The sequence below is a fragment of the Streptomyces phaeoluteigriseus genome, assembly GCF_001896135.2.
Taxonomy (GTDB): domain Bacteria; phylum Actinomycetota; class Actinomycetes; order Streptomycetales; family Streptomycetaceae; genus Streptomyces; species Streptomyces phaeoluteigriseus.
On record NZ_MPOH02000005.1, the window covers coordinates 380887 to 398895 of the forward strand.

Below are 18009 nucleotides of genomic sequence, written 5' to 3' on the forward strand. Positions count from 1 at the left end.
CTGACGCTTCCCCACGACCCGACCAACGACCACCCCAGCCGAAAGTCACTTGATCAACAACTTCTGTTAGGACCTCTTAAAGGCGCCCTTCACGCCCCTGAGGCGCGCTTGTCATCGGTCCGGTGCGGGCACTACTGTCACCACGCCTTGGTGAACGGGAAATCCGGTGTGATGCCGGTGCGGCCCTCGCCACTGTGATCGGGAAGTCCGGCTCCAGCCCTCAACAGGCAGCCACTGGGTCCTAGTGACCTGGGAAGGCGGAGCACGGGCGGTGGTACCCGTCAGCCAGGAGACCGACCAAGGCGCGTCAACCATCCACGAGGTGCTGGGAAGGGTCTGCCACGCCATGCACATAGCCGAGGGTTTTCTGCCCCCCGCGCACGCCGTCGCCTGGAGCGTCGCGGCCGCGCCGTTCGTCGTCCACGGAGTCCGCTCCCTCACGCGTGAGGTCAAAGAGCATCCCGAGAGCACTCTGCTGCTCGGCGCCTCCGGGGCCTTCACGTTCGTCCTGTCCGCCCTGAAGCTGCCCTCCGTGACCGGGAGCTGCTCACACCCCACCGGCACCGGATTGGGCGCCATCCTCTTCCGGCCGCCGATCATGGCCGTGCTGGGCACCATCACCCTGCTCTTCCAGGCCCTGTTGCTCGCTCACGGCGGCCTGACGACACTGGGCGCAAACGTCTTCTCGATGGCGATCGTCGGTCCCTGGGCCGGATATGTGCTTTACAGACTGCTACGGCGATGTGAAGTGCCGCTGATGGTGGCCGTCTTCTTCGGCGCGTTCGTCGCCGACCTGTCGACGTACTGCGTGACCAGCATGCAGCTGGCGCTCGCCTTCCCGGACCCCAGCAGCGGATACCTCGGCGCACTGGGCAAGTTCGGCTCCATCTTCGCCGTCACCCAGGTCCCGCTGGCGGTGAGCGAGGGTCTGCTCACGGTGCTCGTGATGCGGCTGCTGGTGCAGTCCAGCAAGGGCGAGCTGACCCGACTGGGTGTACTGGTGGCCGGCAAGCGGACCGAGACCACGACGACTGAGGCGGTGGCCTGATGAGCAAGAACGCGAAGATCAACGCCCTGTTGCTGCTCGTCGTGGCCGCGCTCGCCGTACTTCCACTCGCCCTTGGCCTCGGTGACCACAAGGAGGAGCCGTTCGCCGGCGCTGACGCTGAGGCGGAGACCACGATCACCGAGATAGACCCGGACTACGAGCCTTGGTTCTCCCCGCTGTACGAGCCGCCGTCCGGGGAGGTCGAGTCGGCGCTGTTCGCCCTTCAGGCCGCCCTCGGTGCGGGGGTCCTGGCCTACTACTTCGGTGTGCGCCGGGGGCGGCGTCAGGGTGAGCTGCGGGCGCGGGAACAGCGCGCCGCCGCCGGCGCGCCCGGTGAGGCCGCCGGAGAGCCCGCCCTCGACGGGTCCTGACCGCTCGTGCTGCCGATCGATGCAGCGGCGCACAGCAGTCGCTGGCGCCGCCGCCATCCCGTGGACAAGGCCGTGCTCGGGGTTGGACTCACCGTGCTCGCGATCTCGCTGCCGCCCTGGCCTGGCGCCGCACTCGTCCTCGTCGTCGCCCTTGCCGTACTGCTGGGCCCGGCGGGTGTGCCCGGTCGCAGACTGTGGCGTGCCTACCGGGTACCGCTGGGCTTCTGCGTGACCGGCGCGGCGCCCCTGCTCGTCCAGGTCGGTGGGCCGCAGGGCTTCGTGTCCTTCGTCGGCGACGGTCCGCTGCGGGCCGGGGAACTGCTGCTGCGCACCTCGGCCGCTCCCTCGGCGTGCTGTTGTTCGCCTTCACCACCCCGATGTCGGATCTGCTGCCCCGCCTGGTGCGGGCCGGGGTGCCCGCGCCGGTCGTGGATGTCGCCCTGGTGACGTACCGCATGAGCTTTCTGCTCCTGGACTCCGTGCGCCGTATCCGGGATGCTCAGGCCGCCCGGCTCGGGCACACCTCCCGGGCCGCCACCTGGCGCTCCCTGGCCGGGCTCGGGGCCACCGCGTTCGTCCGCGCCTTCGACCATGCCACCCGGCTTCAGGCCGGGCTCGCGGGACGCGGCTACGACGGCACGCTGCGCGTCCTGGTGCCCGAGGCCCGTATCTCCGTCCGCTTCACGGCCGCGAGCTGCGCGCTCCTCGCAGCGGTGGCTGCACTCACCCTCGTACTGGAAAGGGCGTTGCCATGAGCGAGCCCACCGCCCTGGTTGCCCTGCGGGGCGCGTCCTACGCCTACGAGGACGGCCCCGCCGTGCTCAGCGGCCTCGATTTCGACGTGCACGAGGGGCGCGCGCTCGCCCTGCTCGGCCGCAACGGCAGCGGAAAGACCACGCTGATGCGGCTGCTCAGCGGCGGACTCCGGCCCGGCGAGGGCCGGTTGACCCTTGAGGGGCAGGCGGTGACGTACAACCGCAAGGGGCTGACCCGGCTTCGGACGACCGTCCAGCTGGTCGTCCAGAACCCCGACGACCAGCTTTTCGCCGCGTCCGTCGCCCAGGACGTCTCCTTCGGACCCCTGAACCTCGGCCTGCCCGACACCCAGGTACGGGCGCGGGTCGACGAGGCGCTCGCCGCCCTGGACATCACCGCCCTAGCCGACCGGCCCACCCACCTGCTGTCGTACGGGCAACGCAAGCGGACCGCGATCGCGGGTGCGGTCGCGATGCGACCTCGCGTGCTGATCCTCGACGAGCCGACCGCGGGACTCGACCCGGACGGCCAGGAACGGCTGCTGGCCACCCTGGACGGGCTCAGCGCGCGCGGCACCACCGTACTGATGGCCACCCACGACGTCGACCTCGCCCTGCGCTGGGCCGACGACGTCGCGCTCCTGACCCCGTCCGGAGTGCGCACAGGGCCCGCGCCCGCGATGCTGGCCCGCACAGATCTCCTGCGACAGGCGGGGCTGCGGCTGCCCTGGGGCATCGCGGTGGCCGGACTGCTACGTGCGCACGGACTGTTGAGCGACGCCACCGACGGCCCACGCACACCTGAAGAGATGGCAGCCGTCGCCTCGGCACAGCCCACCGATCCGATCCGGTACGCCGATGGCTTCCGGGAAGGCCCAGACGGTAGTCGACGTTGATCAGTACGACTCCGTCGCGGGCCGAAGTTGCGCCGCCACCGAGCGGTGCACGGCCAAAGGCGCCGTCGAACCCTCCCGCCGTACACGAACATCGTGACCGGCTGCGGCGGTCACCCATCCGTCACCCCCTTTGATGACGTTGCCTTCCATACTCATCCACCCAATGCGCCGGACAGAGCTGCGTGAGACAAGGAAGCGCGCCGAGTCCAGGTACACGCCAGTAGCCGACCTTCTGCTCGGGCAAGAGCGAGGGTCACCTCCGTGCCCTGGCTTGCCCGCGTCGGCGGCTCGATGCTTGCCGGGTTAGGTGCGCAGGCGCGAGAACCGACCACCGCCTTCTGCTCAGGCACGGCCGGGTCCTGCTCCTGGCACTCGGGCATCGCCTGCACATGGCAGGCACCGGCCTGACACTCGACGAACCAGCGTCACCCTGACGAGCCGACGTCAGTAACGTCACGTGATCTCCGCCGGTGTCCGCAGGAGAGCTCGGGTCGCCGCATGGCCTGGGGCGGTGAAGACGGCTGCCGTGGGACCGGACTCGGCGGTGCGACCCGCGTCGAGGACGGTGACCGTATCGGTGCGATCCGCGATGAGCAGGAGGTCGTGGCTGATGAGGACGAGGGCCGTGCCGCGCTCCTCTCGCAGCCGGACCAGCAGGTCCATGATCGCCTCGGCGGTGGCGGAGTCCAGCGCTGAGGTGATCTCGTCGCAGATCAGGACGTCTGGATCGGCGGCGAGTGCCCGGGCTATGGCCACGCGCTGACGTTGCCCGCCGGACAGTTCGTGCGGATAGCGGTCGGCGAACTCGGGCGGCAGACCCACCTGTTCGAGCAGCTCCACTACGCGTGCGGCCACGTCGCCCGCTCTGCAGCGTCGGTGCAGTCGCATCGGCCTGCCGACCGTGTCGCCGACTGTGCGGCTGGGATTGAGCGCACCGAGCGGGTTCTGTGTGACCAGCTGGATTCGGCGCCGCTGTTCGCGGCTCCGGCCGCGCAGACCAGTGCTCAGCGGCACCCCGTCGAGGCTGATCGTGCCGGCGATGACGGGCTGCAGGCCGACCACGGCCCGGACCAGCGTGGTTTTGCCGGAACCCGAGGCACCGACGATCCCGGTCGACGAGCCGGGCGCGACGGCGAGGGCGACGCCGTCCAGGGCCGGGGCGTCCGAGCGGCGGTCGAAGGTGACACGGAGGTCGCGGACGTCGAGCACGGCTCCGATCACGGCCGCGGGCGCTGGACGCTCGGGCGGTTCCTCGGCCGTACGGGCTGCGGCGGTCCCCCCGTAGGTGCCGGTATACGTGCTGGCGGACGTGCCGAGTTCCACCACCTCGTCCGTGATCCGTTCGAGGAGTTCGGGGTCGTGGCAGGAGAGCGCGACGGCGAGGCGGTGCTCAGCGGCCAGGTGCCGTAGCAGCTCACCGATTTCGTCGCGGAGTTCGGGGTGCAGTCCGGCGGTCGGCTCGTCCAGGAGCAGGACGTTGGGGCGGCGGGCCAGGGCGCGGGCGAGGGCCACTCGGCGCTGCTGTCCGCCGGACAGGGCGGCGGGGCGGCGGGCGGCGAGGACGCCGTCGTCCGGGAGCCGTACCTCGGCCAGGAGCGCCCGTATCGCCTTCGGGGACCGGTCGTCGGCGAGTTCGCGGAGCAGGGAGCGGACGCGCATACGGGGGTTCAGTCCGGAGCCGGGGTCCTGGCCGACATAGGCGAGCCGCTCGCGGCGCAGGGCGCGCAACTCCCGTTCGGGCAAGGTGAACACGTCATGGCCGAGGACTTCGACCCGGCCGGCGGTGCGTCGCGTGCCGGCTGGCAGCAGCCCGGTGAGGGCTCGCAGCAGCGTGGTCTTGCCGGAGCCGGAGGGGCCGGTCAGGGCGACGACCCGGCCCGGGTGGAGGGCGAGTGCGGCGTCCTGGAGGATGACCCGGCCGTCGGGGGCGGCGACGGTGAGGCCAGAGACTCTGGCTGCCGCTTCGGCGAGGGTGGCGGTGCCGTCGGAGGTCGACTTGTCGTCGTCCTTCCGGTACCGGTCGGGGGCGTGGCTCACAGAACGGTCACCGCCTTCCGGCCGGTCTGCGGGGCGAGGGCCGCCGCGGCGAGGTGTCGTCTACTCGGGTGTCGGGGGCACGGCGGCAGGGGCGGGGCCGGGCTGACAGCGGCGTGTACTCATGGCCGTCCGGATCTTTGTCGGGCGTGACCGCCGGACTGCGTGTCACGCACAACGAAATGGGCCGCCGACTCCGTCGACGGCCCATCACGGAATTGCAAGGAGGTTCCGTGCCCGCTCGGGAGGGACGCGTCAGCCCTCCTTACGCCGGCCCGTGTAAGGCGAACTCAGGACGAGGACCGACGTGTCCTGTCGAGTTGCTGCTTCAGGCCGACCATGCTCTGCCGGTGCAGATTCGCCGCGTACTTGCGTGCTCTGCGTGCCCTCGCCTTGGCACTCGCGGGGTTCTTGGCGATCCACAGAGCGGCAGGAGCGATGCGGTGGAGGTCGTCGCTGTCGTCCATGTCGAACAGCCAGTCACCCAGACCGATGTCCGCCCACATGAATCCCTTGCTCGTCTGCTCCTTCCATCGACACACGATCGCCGGAACGTCATGCCCGACCGCCAGGATCGGTGAGTGCATCTCATTGCTGACGAGGCCGGCAGAGCGTGCGTACGTACTCACCGCCTCACTTGGCAGCCAGAAGGTACGACGCAGGACGACACGCTCCTTCACATCGGCGGGCAGTGGAGCGTAGAGGTTCTCCCGGTTGACCTCCACCTGTGACTCGTCCTCCGGACAGAGGAGCACCTTCATGTCCGTTTTGCGCACCGCCTCTGTGATCGCCTTACGCAACGGAGCATGGTCATGCTCCTTCATCCTCTCGTTGTAGGCATGGTCGATCTTGTCCTGCTCGGTCATTTCCCGGCCGTAGATCTCCCAGTAGGGCGTCTTGCGCAGCCTGCCGAGGACGCACAAGAACTTCCCTTCGGCAAGCCCATGGTCGCGCAGATACGCATCGGCCGCCGCGTCGTCCCGCAGGTCCGTCGCGAAGGCCGCGTCAGGGCCAAACTCCACGATCGGCGCGCTCACCCCGGCCGCGCGTACCGCCGCCAGTGACACCGAGTCGCGCAGGTACACGAAGCTCGCCCCATTGAGAAGCGGCAGGGTGCGCCTGTCCGGAGTCCCTTGTGTGATGCCGTAGACCCCATAGGGCTTGCCGGTCTCCCGCCGCCAACGGTCGACTTCCTCTATACCCAGGAGCATGGGCCCGGAGCCGTGCAGGAGGAAGTCGTTGTGCTCCAGAGCCGCCCGCACGCCCGCCGGAGACCTGTCGATCACCCGGAGCCTGGGGAAACGCGCGGTGAGCATCTCCTTCACGCCGTTCCCGACCGACGACGGCCACAGCTGCACTTCCGCCTGCGGAAGATGCTTCTCCAGCAGGGCCAATATCCCGGGAGTGTGCGCCACGTCGCCGATGTTCACGGTCTGCCAGGACGACCGCAGCAGAATGCGCGGAGCCCGGCCCGCCGCGTGTGCTGAAGTCGGCAAGGCCGCCTGCAGTGCCGCGGCCAGCCCCGCGCCGGCCGCGGCTCCCAAGAACGTCCGTCGTTCCATGATGTCGCTCATCTCCCTGGTGCTCCGAGTGATCCGGTGCCGACCCTCCAGCGCTCGCGGGCGCACCCCGTGTGTCAAGGGGAGAGACACGAGGACCTGAGGGCCGGCTGATGGGGAGTACGCTCCTGAGGGCGGTGCAGCCGCACGTGAGGCACCTCCGAGCCGTGCCGGCAACGTGCGGCGCTACGCCCACCCGCTGCAGCCCGGCGTCCCGATCCGGTCCTGCAACTTCAGCGCCTCACACAAGAGTTGTTCACGTCCCCGACTCGGATGACAGGAACTTCCCACCGATCGGCATTCCTCGTCTCGCCGTGCGTCTGCGGAATCTGTCGACGTCACGCGAGCACCGGACACTGGCTAGACATCGATGAAGCCGCGCGGCTCGTCCCGGCGCTGCCCCGGAAGCCGATCACCCACGGACCTCTCACATCCCGCAACCTGCCGTTCCTGAGCCTTGCCGCGGAAGACCATCACAAGTGTGGACGGGAACCGCGCCTTGACCCGGTCCGTCTGCCGCATCATGCGCGGAGCCATCAGCAGGCCGACGCCCATGACGGCGGAACCTGCGACCGCGTCCACGAAGCAGTGGTTCGCCGTGCCTATCACCACGACCGTCGTCAGCAGGGGATGGACGACAGCGGCCGTCCGTGTCAGGCGCGTTGCCCGAACCGCCAGAGCATCACGCCGCACCACAGCGCCCAGCCGACGTACAGACTCGGCAGGGCCGCGTACTGATTGGTCATGTCTCCCATGCCCCGCGGTGCGCTCGTCGCACCGCCCCACCAGTTCGCCAGGCTGGCGGCGTCGCGGTGGTGACGTTCAATGCGGACGTCCCTGGCGGTTGTCACTGGAAGCAGGTGTCGTGCTCCCTGTGTCCAGCGGTCGGCGGCGGCCGGGCGGTAGCCCTTGCGCAACTTCCTCTACTGCGGGGGTGAGCCGCTCGGCTGCGGCCCGTTCGCAACCGTATGGCCGCGGAGTCGCCGACCGGGTCAGGCAACGACCCGCCGGAGACCGAACCGGCTCGTGCTGTTGCGCGGGGGTCGCTGACGCGTGCCTCTGCGACGCACCAACTCCGGTCGATGACGTTGACGTAATGGTCGGTTTCGGTCACTTGTGAGACAGGTGAGTAGTGTGCGAGCCCCGCGCCGCGCTCGCCGCCGCCCGCGTGAACCGGCTCGCCGAGGGTTCGGATCTCCCTTTCAGTCTGCTTTGCGGAAGAACTCGCGGATGTCGGTGAGGTCGCCGCACCCCTGGTCGTCCTGGTCGTGTACACGGCCGCCGGATTGCTGTGGGTCGTCCTCGTCTCGATCGCCCTCTGGGCGCTTGCCGTGTCCGCGGGCGCGGCCGCGCTCGTCCAGGACGGCCGGGGGCGCCGTCCGAAGCGAGGGCCGGAGATGTGCACCCCGGCCCTCGCCCCCCGAGGTGGCGTCTCACCGTTTGATGTGTCGGCCCGCTGTGCTACGGCAGTGCCCACTTCTGGTTGGGACCGGTGTGGCAGGCCCATAGATGGACCGGTGTGCCGTCGTTCCAGGCTCCCCCGGACGCGTCGAGGCACTTGCCGGACTGCGGGTTGCGTACAGTGCCGTCGGCCTGGGGCTGCCAGGTCTGGGCCGCACTGGCGTTGCAGCCGTAGAGCTGCACCTTCGTGCCGTCGGCAGTGCCGGCGTTGTCGATGTCCAGGCACTTGCCCAGGGCGCGCACGGTTCCGTCACCGGAAACCGTCCACTTCTGGGCCGCGGTGCCGTTGCAGTTCCACAGTTGGATCTTTGTGCCGTCGGCGGTGCCGCTGTTGTCCACGTCCAGGCACTTGCCGTTGACCCCCTTCACCTCGCCGGTCCGGGAAGTCGCTCCGGGCAGCTGGTTCATCGTGTACCAGGCTTCGGTGCTCCAGAGCTGTTTGCCGTCTGTCGCACTGAAAGGACGGGCCGAGCGCACATGGACGACTCGGTCGGCCTTGAGTCCGGGGATCGTCAGCGTGACCGTCTTGCGGTCGGCGGACAGGGTGGCCGACTGGGCGGTGAGGCTCTCCTCGTCGACCTTGGGGCCGCCGTACGCCGCGGTCGGCACGTAGCGCCACTGCTTGATCTTGTAGCGTCCGGCCAGGTTGGCCGCGGTCTCCGTCGACACCGGCTGGGTGTACTCCAGCTCGAAACCGCCCGGGACGGCGCGCATGGCGCGGATGTCGAAGGCGTCGGTGCCGTTCGGCGTCAGCTTCTGCAGACCGTGGCTGAGCTTGCCCTCCTGGCCCCAGTTGCCGCCCGCACCCAGCCCGCCTGCGTAGAGGGCACCGTCCGGGCCGACGCTGATCCGGGTGACACCGGCTTCCAGCCCTTGCGTGAGGCGGAAGACCGCCCCCTGGTACTCACCGCCGACCTTCTCCAGGAACGCACGCTGGATGCCACCGTAGGTCACGTCGCCGAACAGCATCTGGCCGGCGAAGGGACCGTCTTTCAACTGCAGAGGCGTGCTGGGCGAGTTGGCTATCTCGTTCTGCGGGAGCCACAGCACCGGTTTGGTCACCGGCTGGGAGTCGAAGGGCCCGTCCGGGTTCATGTAGTGGTTGAAGAAGCGGTCTTGCTTGATGTGCACCAACTTCGACGAGGGCAACCAGCCGCCCTGGTTGTCGGTGACGAACATGTCGCCGTCCGGGCCCCACCCGATGCCGTTGGGGGTGCGCAGACCACCGGCGACGTAACTGACGGCTCCGCTCGCCTTGTTCACCTTGATCGTGGTGCCGCGGTTCGGTGCCGGCTGCGGGTCCGTGGTGGCGCCGCCGTAGTTGATCGACACCGACAGGTTCAGATAGAAGAACCCGTCCTTGTACAGCAGGCCGAAAGCGAACTCGTGGAAGTTGTTGCCGAACGGCCAGGTGGCGATCCGCTTGTACTGGTCGGTGACGTCGTCGCCGTTGGTGTCGTTCAGTTCGGTCAGTTCGTGCTTCTGGGAGACATAGAGCTTGCCGTCCACGTACTTGACGCCCATCGGCTCCTTCAGGCCGCTCGCGATCTTCTTGTACGTCACCTTGTCGGGTCCGGTGGCCCCGGTGACGTTGCTCAGCAGGTACACCTCGCCCGTGCTGTTGTCCGTGCCGCCCCAGGTGGTCACCGCGAGGCGGCCGTCGGGCAGCCAGTCCATGGCGGAGACCTGCGGTTCGAAGCCGCTTGGCCGCAGGTTCGTCAGGGTGTAGTTCGGGTGGACCTCGGTCAGGGGCAGTCCGTCACCGGGCGTGTCGAGGGCGCCTTCGCACTCTTTCCGGCCCGGCGATGTGACGCGTACGACGCCGGCGTCGGTGCTCAGCACCGAGTTCGGTACAAGGCTGAAGCCGGTGGCGCCCGGGGGCTTCCAGGAGAGCGTGATCTGCTGGGCGCCGCCCGCCTCGAAGTGCTCGATGCGCAGGGAGTGGTAACCGGCCGTCAGCGAAACCGTGCCGTCCTTGGGCAGGTCGGAGCCGTGCAGTCCGTCGTGGTCGATGACCAGCTTGTCGTCGACGTAGAGGCGGGAGCCGTCATCGCTGGCCAGGCGGAAGGTGTGGCTGCCGGCCGCGGCGACGTCGAGGTTCCCGGTGACCTGGGTGACGAAGTTGGACGCAAGCCCGAAGTCTGCGTCGGAGGTCCAGTTGATCACCGACATCTTCTTGTCGATGTTCGGGGTCTGTCCGGGCTTGAGGGTGCAGATCTCTTTCAGCGACGTCTGCACGTCGAAGACGCGGAGCGTGACACCGGGTTCCTGCGGGGGAAGAGGTACGGCCTCGGGGGCGGCCGCGATCGCGGGGACCGACAGGCCGAGGGCCACTAACGGGACGGTGAGCGTTACGGCCAGACGTCTGCCGAGTCGGTGGGAGAACAGCCGTGGATACACATGACCTCCTGTAGGTCCCCCGAGGGCGGGGGACGTCAATGGGGCAAAGTGCAGAATCCACCGCTGCCGGAGCGCGCCGTCGTTCCGGATACGGAGAGTTGCGGAGATGTGGACGGTGACGCTTGGGTCACGTCCGTCGCCTCACCGCCGCGTTGCACACAGTAGGGACTTCCCCCGGGCGCGTCCATGCTTTGTCACGAGCGTGCACAAAGTCCTCGGCAGATTCCATGAAGTCCTCCTCTACGGAGCCGACTTGGGATCGAAGAGGCAGATGGAGATCATCACCCCGGGGTCCCATCCAGCTGCTTTGTCCCCTTGCTGGAAAAAGTTACGGCCGTGTACGTCAAAGGGGTTTCTGGTGCGTGAAAAAGCGAATAGCTTCCTGCCCTGTACCGAACGACAAAGGCGGAACGCCCTCCCTCCGGGGCACCCAAGTCCCTCGGCGCGACGGCGTGCGCCTGTGCTCCAGACCCCCACCCCGTCAGCACACGGAGGATGCGCGTGCACAGGAGACTCACTCGACCTCTCGCGGCGCTGGCCTGCGCCTTGCTCGCCGCCGCGGGCGCTCTCACCGCCCAGCAGAGACCCCCCGACGCGACACCGGCACTCTTGGCGGCCGCCGCAGCCGACGAGTTCCAACAAGTCACCCTCGCCAAGGGAGTGGCGGAGACCGGTGAGCCCATGACGCTCGCCGTCCTGCCCAACAGGTCCGTGCTGCACACCTCACGGGACGGCACTCTCCGCCTCACCGACGCCGCAGGCGCCACCAAGGTCGCCGGAAAGCTGGACGTCTACTCGCACGACGAAGAGGGCCTGCAAGGCATCGGCGTGGATCCGGGCTTCACCACGAACCGCTTCATCTACCTCTACTACGCGCCGAAGCTGACGACCCCTTCCGGCGACGCGCCCGCGAACGGGTCCGCAGCGGACTTCGCTCCCTTCGACGGCGTCAATCGGCTGTCGCGTTTCGTCCTCGGAGCCGACGGCTCACTCGACATCGCCAGCGAGAAGAAGGTCCTCGACGTCCCCGCGAGCCGCGGACTGTGCTGCCATGTCGGCGGTGACATCGCCTTCGACGCCCAGGGCAACCTGTACCTCTCCACCGGTGACGACAGCAACCCCTTCGCATCCGATGGCTACACCCCCATCGACGAGCGCACCAGCCGCAACCCCGCGTACGACGCCCAGCGCTCCTCCGGCAACACCAACGACCTGCGCGGCAAGGTGCTACGGATCAAGGTCGCCGCCGACGGGAGCTACACCATCCCGCCCGGCAACCTCTTCGCGCCCGGAACCGCGAAGACCAGGCCGGAGATCTACGCCATGGGCTTCCGCAACCCCTTCCGAATGAGCGTCGACAAACCCACCGGCACCGTCTACCTCGGCGACTACGGCCCCGACGCGGGCACGGCGAACGCGGGACGCGGACCCGCCGGGCAGGTCGAATTCAACCGGATCACCAAGGCCGGCAACTACGGCTGGCCCTACTGCACCGGCGACAACAGCGCCTACGTGGACTACAACTTCGCCACCTCGACGTCCGGCGCCACCTTCTCCTGCACCGCCCCCAAGAACACATCGCCGAACAACACCGGCCTGACCGACCTCCCCCCGGCCCAGCCCGCCTGGATACCGTACGACGGAGGCTCCATCCCCGAATTCGGCGGCGGCTCGGAGTCACCGATGGGCGGGCCCGTCTACCGCTACGACGCGGCCTCGACCTCCACGGTCAAGTTCCCGGAGAGCTTCGACGGCGACTACTTCGCCGGCGAGTTCGGCCGCCAGTGGATCAAACGTATCGAGCAGTCCGGCGACGGCACCGTACAGGCGATCAACGCCTTCCCCTGGCAGGGCACCCAGGTCATGGACATGGCCTTCGGCCCGGACGGCGCGCTGTACGTCCTCGACTACGGCACCGGCTACTACAACGGAGACGCCAACAGCGCGGTCTACCGTATCGAGTACGTCACCGACGGACGCGCCCCGCTCGCCAAGGCCACCGCGAACCGCACCTCCGGCCAGGCCCCGCTCGCGGTGGCGTTCTCCTCGGCCGGGACCTCCGACCCCGACGGCGACCCCCTCACCTACGCCTGGAAGTTCGGCGACGGGGGCACATCCACAGCCGCGAACCCCTCGCACACCTACACCGCCAACGGCCGCCACACCGCCGAACTGACCGTCTCCGACGGCACCGGCAACACCGCCACCGCCTCCGTCATCATCACCGTCGGCAACACCGCGCCCACCGTCACCCTCAACCTGCCCGCCGACGGCTCCATCATCGACCCGGGCGCCGCCGTACCCTTCACGGTCACCGTCACCGACCCCGAGGACGGCACGATCGACTGCTCCAAGGTGAAGGTCACCTTCATCATCGGTCACGACAGCCACGGCCACCCGCAGACCTCCGCCACCGGCTGCTCCGGCACCGTACAGACCATCGCCGACGGAGAGCACGACCCCAACGCGAACATCTTCGGCGTCTGGGACGCCGAGTACACCGACAAGGGAGCAGGCGGCCAGCCCGCCCTGACCACGCACGACCAGAACATCAGCCAGGGCAGCAAGCGGCAGGCCGAGCACTTCAGCGGTTCCGTCGGCGTCACGATCGTCGACAAGGCCACGGCGAACGGTGGCAAGACCGTCGGCTACATCGACAACAACGACTGGATCTCCTTCACCCCGTACATCCTCGGCAACGCCACCAAAGTGACCGCTCGGGTCTCCTCCGGCGGTGCGGGAGGCACACTGGAGGTACGGGCCGGCTCGCCCACCGGCACCCTGCTCGGCTCGGCTGCGGTCCCCGTCACCGGAGGCTGGGACACCTTCCGGGACGTGAGCGCGGACCTGACCAACCGTCCGGCCTCCACCACCACCCTGTACCTCGTCTTCAAGGGCGGCAGCGGCTCCCTCTTCGACCTCGACGACTTCACCTTCACCACCAGCGGGGCCACCGCGCCCGGCGGTGAGCTCAAGGGGATCGGCGGCAAGTGCGCGGAGGCTGCCGGCGGAGCGAGCACCGACGGGACACAGATCCAGTTGTGGACGTGTAACCGGACGGCCGCCCAGAAATGGACGCCCAGCACGGACGACACGCTGCGGGCGCTCGGCAAGTGCCTGGACATCAGCGGCGCGGGCACGGCCGACGGCACCAAGATCCAGCTGTACGGGTGCAACGGCACGGGCGCCCAGAAGTGGGTGGCTCAGGCCGACGGAACGTTGAAGAACCCGGCGTCCGGCAAGTGCCTGGACGCCTCCGGAGCCTCCTCGGCGGACGGCACCAAGCTCCAGCTGTGGACCTGCCACACCGGCGCCAACCAGAAGTGGACCCTGTCATGAGCCGACGACTCACCCGTCTCGCCTGCTGGGCCGTCTGCGGACTGCTCGGCGCCGCAGCCCTGCCCACGGCGGTCTCCACGGCCTCCGAACCGGGCCCGACAGCCCCCGCCCGCGCGTCGGCGGCCACCCCCGCCCGCGCGGCGGCCGCCGCCGACCCGGCGTACGACGTGCTGGTCTTCTCCAAGACCGCCGGATTCCGCCACTCCTCCATCGACGAAGGCATCACCGCCCTGCGCCAGCTGGGCACCGCCAACAACTTCACCGTCACCGCGACCGAGGACGCCGCCGCCTTCACCCCCGGCAACCTCAGCGGTTACGACGCCGTGGTCTTCCTCTCCACCACCGGCGACATCCTCAACACCGCCCAGCAGACCGCCTTCGAGGGATACATCGGGGCCGGCGGCGGCTACGTCGGCGTCCACGCGGCGGCCGACACCGAGTACGACTGGACCTGGTACAACGGCCTGGCCGGCGCCCTCTTCAAGTCCCACCCGCACATCCAGCCGGCCACCGTCAAGGTGGAGGACCGCGCACACGACGCCACCGCCCACCTCGGTCCGATCTGGCAGCGGACCGACGAGTGGTACGACTACCGCACCAACCCCCGCAGTTCGGCCCACGTCCTGGCCTCGCTCGACGAGTCCACCTACAGCGGCGGCACCATGAGCGGCGACCACCCCATCGCCTGGTGCAAGGACTACGAAGGAGGGCGCGCCTTCTACACCGGCGGCGGCCACACCGAGGACTCCTACGCCGACCCCGTCTTCCGCCGCCATCTGCTCGGCGGCATCCGCTGGGCCGCGGAGATGACGGAGGCCGACTGCCGCCCGGAGACCGGCTACACCACCCTGTTCGGCACCTCCGGGACCACTGGCTGGAAGCAGGCCGGTCCGGGCTCCTTCGCCAACGCCGACAACACCCTGACCTCCCGGGGAGGCCTCGGCCTGTTCTGGTACCAGGCGAAGGAGTACAAGTCCTACTCGCTGAAGCTCGACTGGCGCCAGGCCGGTGACGACAACTCCGGTGTCTTCGTGGGCTTCCCGGCCTCCGACGACCCGTGGTCGGCCGTCAACAACGGGTACGAGATCCAGATCGACGCCACGGACGCTCCGGACCGCACCACCGGCGCCGTCTACGGCTACAAGTCCGCCGACCTCGCCGCCCGCGACGCGGCGCTGAACCCGCCGGGAGAGTGGAACACCTACGAGATCCGGGTCGAGGGCGAGCGCCTCCAGCTCTTCCTCAACGGCCGCAAGATCAACGACTTCACCAACACCGACCCCGCCCGCAGCCTCCAGCAGGGCCACATCGGCCTGCAGAACCACGGCGACGGCGACGACGTCTCCTTCCGCAACATCCGGATCAAGGAACTAGCAGGCGCGCCCGGGCACCGGGAAGGCGCTGTGAGCGGCATAGGAGGCAAGTGTGTCGACGTCGCCGACGGGGTGAGCGCCGACGGCACGCAGATCCAGTTGTGGACGTGCAACCAGACAGCCGCCCAGAAGTGGACGGTCGGCACGGACGACACACTGCGCGCCCTGGGCAAGTGCATGGACATCAGCGGCAGCGGCACGACCGACGGCACCAAGGTGCAGCTCTACGGCTGCAACAGCACCGGCGCCCAGAAGTGGGTGCCACAGACCGACGGCACGCTGAGGAACCCGCAGTCGGGCAAGTGCCTGGACGCGGCCGGTGTCTCCTCTGCCGACGGCACCAAGCTCCACCTGTGGACCTGCCACACCGGCGCCAACCAGAAGTGGGTTCTCCCCAGCTGAGTGACCCTCATGACTTCGTCGGCACCGCGGAAGGCGGCGCCGACGAAACCGGCCGCGAGATCGGGCCGGTGACGGCGGCCGGGTGCCACGCCGAAGCGCCCGGCCGCCGCTCGCTCACGCTCGTCGAGGCGAAGTTCCCTGCCGCCGTCTCGCGACGGCAACCTTCTCCTGCCGAACAGGGCAAGGACCGACAAAGTGCGGTGCGGGCCGGTCTCCTCTCTCGCGGCCTCCCACTCAAATTCTCTCGGGCGCGGTCTTGCAGACGTAGAGGGCCACTGAGATCGGCAGGAAGGGAGGCGGAGGATGAACAGGGCCCTCCGACCGAAGTGCTGGACCGCCGGGGGCGCAGACCTGGGCAGCGGAGAGATTACCGACGGCGAAGCCGGTGATCAGGAAGGTGCTGGCCTTGCTTGTCAGGTCCTTCGGGCAGGTGGTCGTCGAACCGTGCGGGTGAAGGTCAGCGGACCGGCCGGCACACCATCCCAGACCGTCGGGCGGCGCGCGTCCTCGAGCCGAACGGACAATGATCCCTCCGGCAAGAAGTCGTCGTCATCGGCCGTGGTGCACCAGAGAGTGGTGACCTCGTTCAACGCGAAGTTCCGTGCGGCGCCCGCGCCCACGGCTCGGGGCAGCGGCACCGCCACGACGCGTGGGTCCTCTCTCAGGACCGCGGGCAGTTCCGTCCAAGAACTGGGCCCACCGCTGGACGCGTCGGCGGTCGAGCTCCGCGGCCTCTGCGAAGACGTCCAAGACGCGGTGGACAGCCTTGCGCAGGAGGAACGCCAGCGCGCGGGACTTCAGCAGTGTGCCGCCGTCGTAGGCGGGATCTCCCACGTATCCCTTGGGGTCGACAGCAAGCCACGGCTCTCGGCCGGCACGCGGGGTGCCGTGGCCCTCATCACCGCCGTCGGCGCGCAGGTTCCAGCCCAACGTAGGCCGTCTGGCCGCGCGCAGGTCTCTGCCGCCTGACTGGACGTCACCGTCTCTCGCAGGCCATCGGCGTGCTGGCAGCCGTCGCTCATGGCGCTGCCGAGCGGTTGGTGAGGTCGATCAGCCTGGCGAGGCACCGCCGCCTTCGGTCTGTTCGCGCACCACCGGACTCCGCCGAGCTGTCGGTCCGCACGTGACCGCAGTCGGCATCTCCGCATTTCGAGCAATCGCTCAATATTCCGAATTGCCGCACATACGATTTTCCACTCGAACGGGTGGCATGAGAAATGGTTTTCAGCCTGCAGAGGGCGGTTAACCTCTCCGAGAATCGATCACGTTCCGTCCGGAGGGCGGATCTTAGGGCGAAGGACGGAGGGTAAGTGGCGGGTCGTCACGGGCCTGGAGTGCTGGGCAGGGTCCTCGTCGCGGCGGCGGTGCTGGGGATCTCGTGGGCGACGGTGGGTGGCGAGGTACTCACACACGCGGGCGAAACGTGTGTGCTAGCGCGCGGTGCGCTGACCGTGGACGACCTGCCTGCCGGATCGTCCGTGCTCGACTGCGCGGCCGTGGGACGCCTCCTCACCCACCAGGGCGCCGGCGTCACGGTCCCCGAGCCGGGCAGGAAGGTCACCGTCGACTCGCTGGCGGTGGACGGCTCCCGGCACGGCTTCAGCCTTGAGGTCGGTGCCGACGGTACGGTCTCCTACGATCTGCCGGACGATGCCGGATCGGAGGAGCATGCCCACGCCGCCGGCCCTGCCACTACCTCCCGTGCCGCGTGCGCCGACGGCGCCTACGCCCTCTCCGGCCACAAGGAGTACGGCACCTACGACTGGTGGCTCGGCGACGACGCCCTGCCCGGCAATCTCTCCGTCGCCGAGGCCCGCCGCACCTTCGACGGCGCCATCGGGACCATCACCGGCACCCGCAACAAGTGCGGGTTCGGTGACGTGGTCGGGGCGCGCTCCAAGTACCACGGACGGACCCACCACGAGGCCGACATCGACCAGCAGGCCCGCTGCACGGCCCGGGACCACGTGAGCGTCTGGGACGCCGGGGCCCTCAATTCCGGTGTCGTCGCGACGACCTGCTCGTGGAGCCGCTCGGTGAAGGGCGGCGGCCCGGACTGGCTGAAGGAGGCCGACGTCCGCTTCAACACCCGCCACTACACCTTCACGAACAATCCCACCGGTGGCTGCAAGAACACGTACGACATCAGCAGCGTCGCCACCCACGAGGCGGGCCATGTATTCGGTCTTGCCCACGTCGGCTCCGGCCACGAGGGGCAGACCATGTTCACGAACTCGTTTGCGTGCAGCACGAGCGCCCGCAGCCTGGGGCGCGGAGACGTGCTCGGGTTGCGTGCCCTGTACTGAACTGCGCTCAGACCGACACAGCCCGGGTGTCGGGAAATCCACTCGGGACCGACCATGACACGGGC

The 18009-nt window shown here is 68.9% G+C and carries 10 protein-coding genes, 3 pseudogenes and 1 riboswitch; of the genes and pseudogenes, 7 read left to right on the forward strand and 6 right to left on the reverse strand.

All coding sequences use genetic code 11. From position 1 onward, the window contains the following. Positions 1-131: 131 nt before the first annotated feature. A riboswitch (cobalamin riboswitch) is annotated at positions 132-316 on the forward strand. A gap of 30 nt (positions 317-346) precedes the next feature. The 4 genes and pseudogenes from BM536_RS04915 to BM536_RS04930 all read left to right on the forward strand — a co-directional run bounded on the left by BM536_RS04915 (position 347) and on the right by BM536_RS04930 (position 3070). Further along, positions 347-1048 carry an energy-coupling factor ABC transporter permease gene (locus BM536_RS04915; RefSeq protein WP_073491814.1) on the forward strand — a complete coding sequence of 234 codons (702 nt, stop codon included), beginning with the start codon at positions 347-349 and terminating at the stop codon, positions 1046-1048. Then, on the forward strand, positions 1048-1419 hold the full coding sequence (locus BM536_RS04920) for an energy-coupling factor ABC transporter substrate-binding protein (RefSeq protein ID WP_073491813.1): 372 nt from the start codon (positions 1048-1050) through the stop codon (positions 1417-1419). Before BM536_RS04915 ends, BM536_RS04920 begins: the two co-directional genes overlap by 1 nt. A 6-nt stretch (positions 1420-1425) precedes the next feature. Continuing rightward, a pseudogene (cbiQ, locus tag BM536_RS04925) lies at positions 1426-2174 on the forward strand (cobalt ECF transporter T component CbiQ). Then, a complete protein-coding gene (locus tag BM536_RS04930) occupies positions 2171-3070 on the forward strand; it encodes an energy-coupling factor ABC transporter ATP-binding protein (RefSeq protein ID WP_094102575.1) in 900 nt (299 codons plus the stop codon). The pseudogene cbiQ and the gene BM536_RS04930 overlap by 4 nt, the downstream one beginning before the upstream one ends. A gap of 453 nt (positions 3071-3523) precedes the next feature. Here BM536_RS04930 and BM536_RS04935 read toward each other — a convergent pair whose 3' ends face one another. From BM536_RS04935 to BM536_RS04950, 4 genes and pseudogenes are all read right to left on the reverse strand, one after another. Beyond that, positions 3524-5107: an ABC transporter ATP-binding protein gene (locus BM536_RS04935; RefSeq protein WP_094102576.1), complete on the reverse strand. Its 1584-nt coding sequence runs from the start codon at positions 5105-5107 to the stop codon at positions 3524-3526. A 287-nt stretch (positions 5108-5394) separates the two neighbouring features. Beyond that, positions 5395-6678: a polysaccharide pyruvyl transferase family protein gene (locus tag BM536_RS04940; RefSeq protein WP_079274911.1), complete on the reverse strand. Its 1284-nt coding sequence runs from the start codon at positions 6676-6678 to the stop codon at positions 5395-5397. 345 nt (positions 6679-7023) lie between these two features. Beyond that, a pseudogene (locus BM536_RS04945) lies at positions 7024-7463 on the reverse strand (phosphatase PAP2 family protein); the annotation flags it as partial. 661 nt (positions 7464-8124) lie between these two features. Then, the gene (locus tag BM536_RS04950; protein WP_073491811.1) at positions 8125-10524 is read right to left on the reverse strand and encodes a ricin-type beta-trefoil lectin domain protein; all 2400 of its coding nucleotides are present in this window, start codon (positions 10522-10524) and stop codon (positions 8125-8127) included. Positions 10525-11025: 501 nt separating this feature from the next. Here BM536_RS04950 and BM536_RS04955 point away from each other — a divergent pair. Together BM536_RS04955 and BM536_RS04960 are read left to right on the forward strand one after the other, a co-directional pair. Beyond that, on the forward strand, positions 11026-13863 hold the full coding sequence (locus BM536_RS04955) for a PQQ-dependent sugar dehydrogenase (RefSeq protein WP_073491817.1): 2838 nt from the start codon (positions 11026-11028) through the stop codon (positions 13861-13863). Further along, positions 13860-15638, forward strand: coding sequence for a ThuA domain-containing protein (locus BM536_RS04960; RefSeq protein ID WP_073491810.1), 1779 nt, complete (start codon positions 13860-13862; stop codon positions 15636-15638). The genes BM536_RS04955 and BM536_RS04960 overlap by 4 nt, the downstream gene beginning before the upstream one ends. A 413-nt stretch (positions 15639-16051) precedes the next feature. Here BM536_RS04960 and BM536_RS44715 read toward each other — a convergent pair whose 3' ends face one another. Beyond that, positions 16052-16282, reverse strand: a complete 231-nt coding sequence (locus BM536_RS44715; RefSeq protein ID WP_073491809.1) for a glycosyltransferase — start codon at positions 16280-16282, stop codon at positions 16052-16054. Between the two features lie 43 nt (positions 16283-16325). Beyond that, positions 16326-16517 (reverse strand): annotated as a pseudogene (locus BM536_RS04970) (aminoglycoside phosphotransferase family protein); the annotation flags it as partial. A gap of 572 nt (positions 16518-17089) precedes the next feature. On the opposite strand from BM536_RS04970, the gene BM536_RS43845 reads away from it, so the two are divergent. Then, positions 17090-17944: a matrixin family metalloprotease gene (locus BM536_RS43845; RefSeq protein WP_281258536.1), complete on the forward strand. Its 855-nt coding sequence runs from the start codon at positions 17090-17092 to the stop codon at positions 17942-17944. Positions 17945-18009 lie beyond the last annotated feature (65 nt).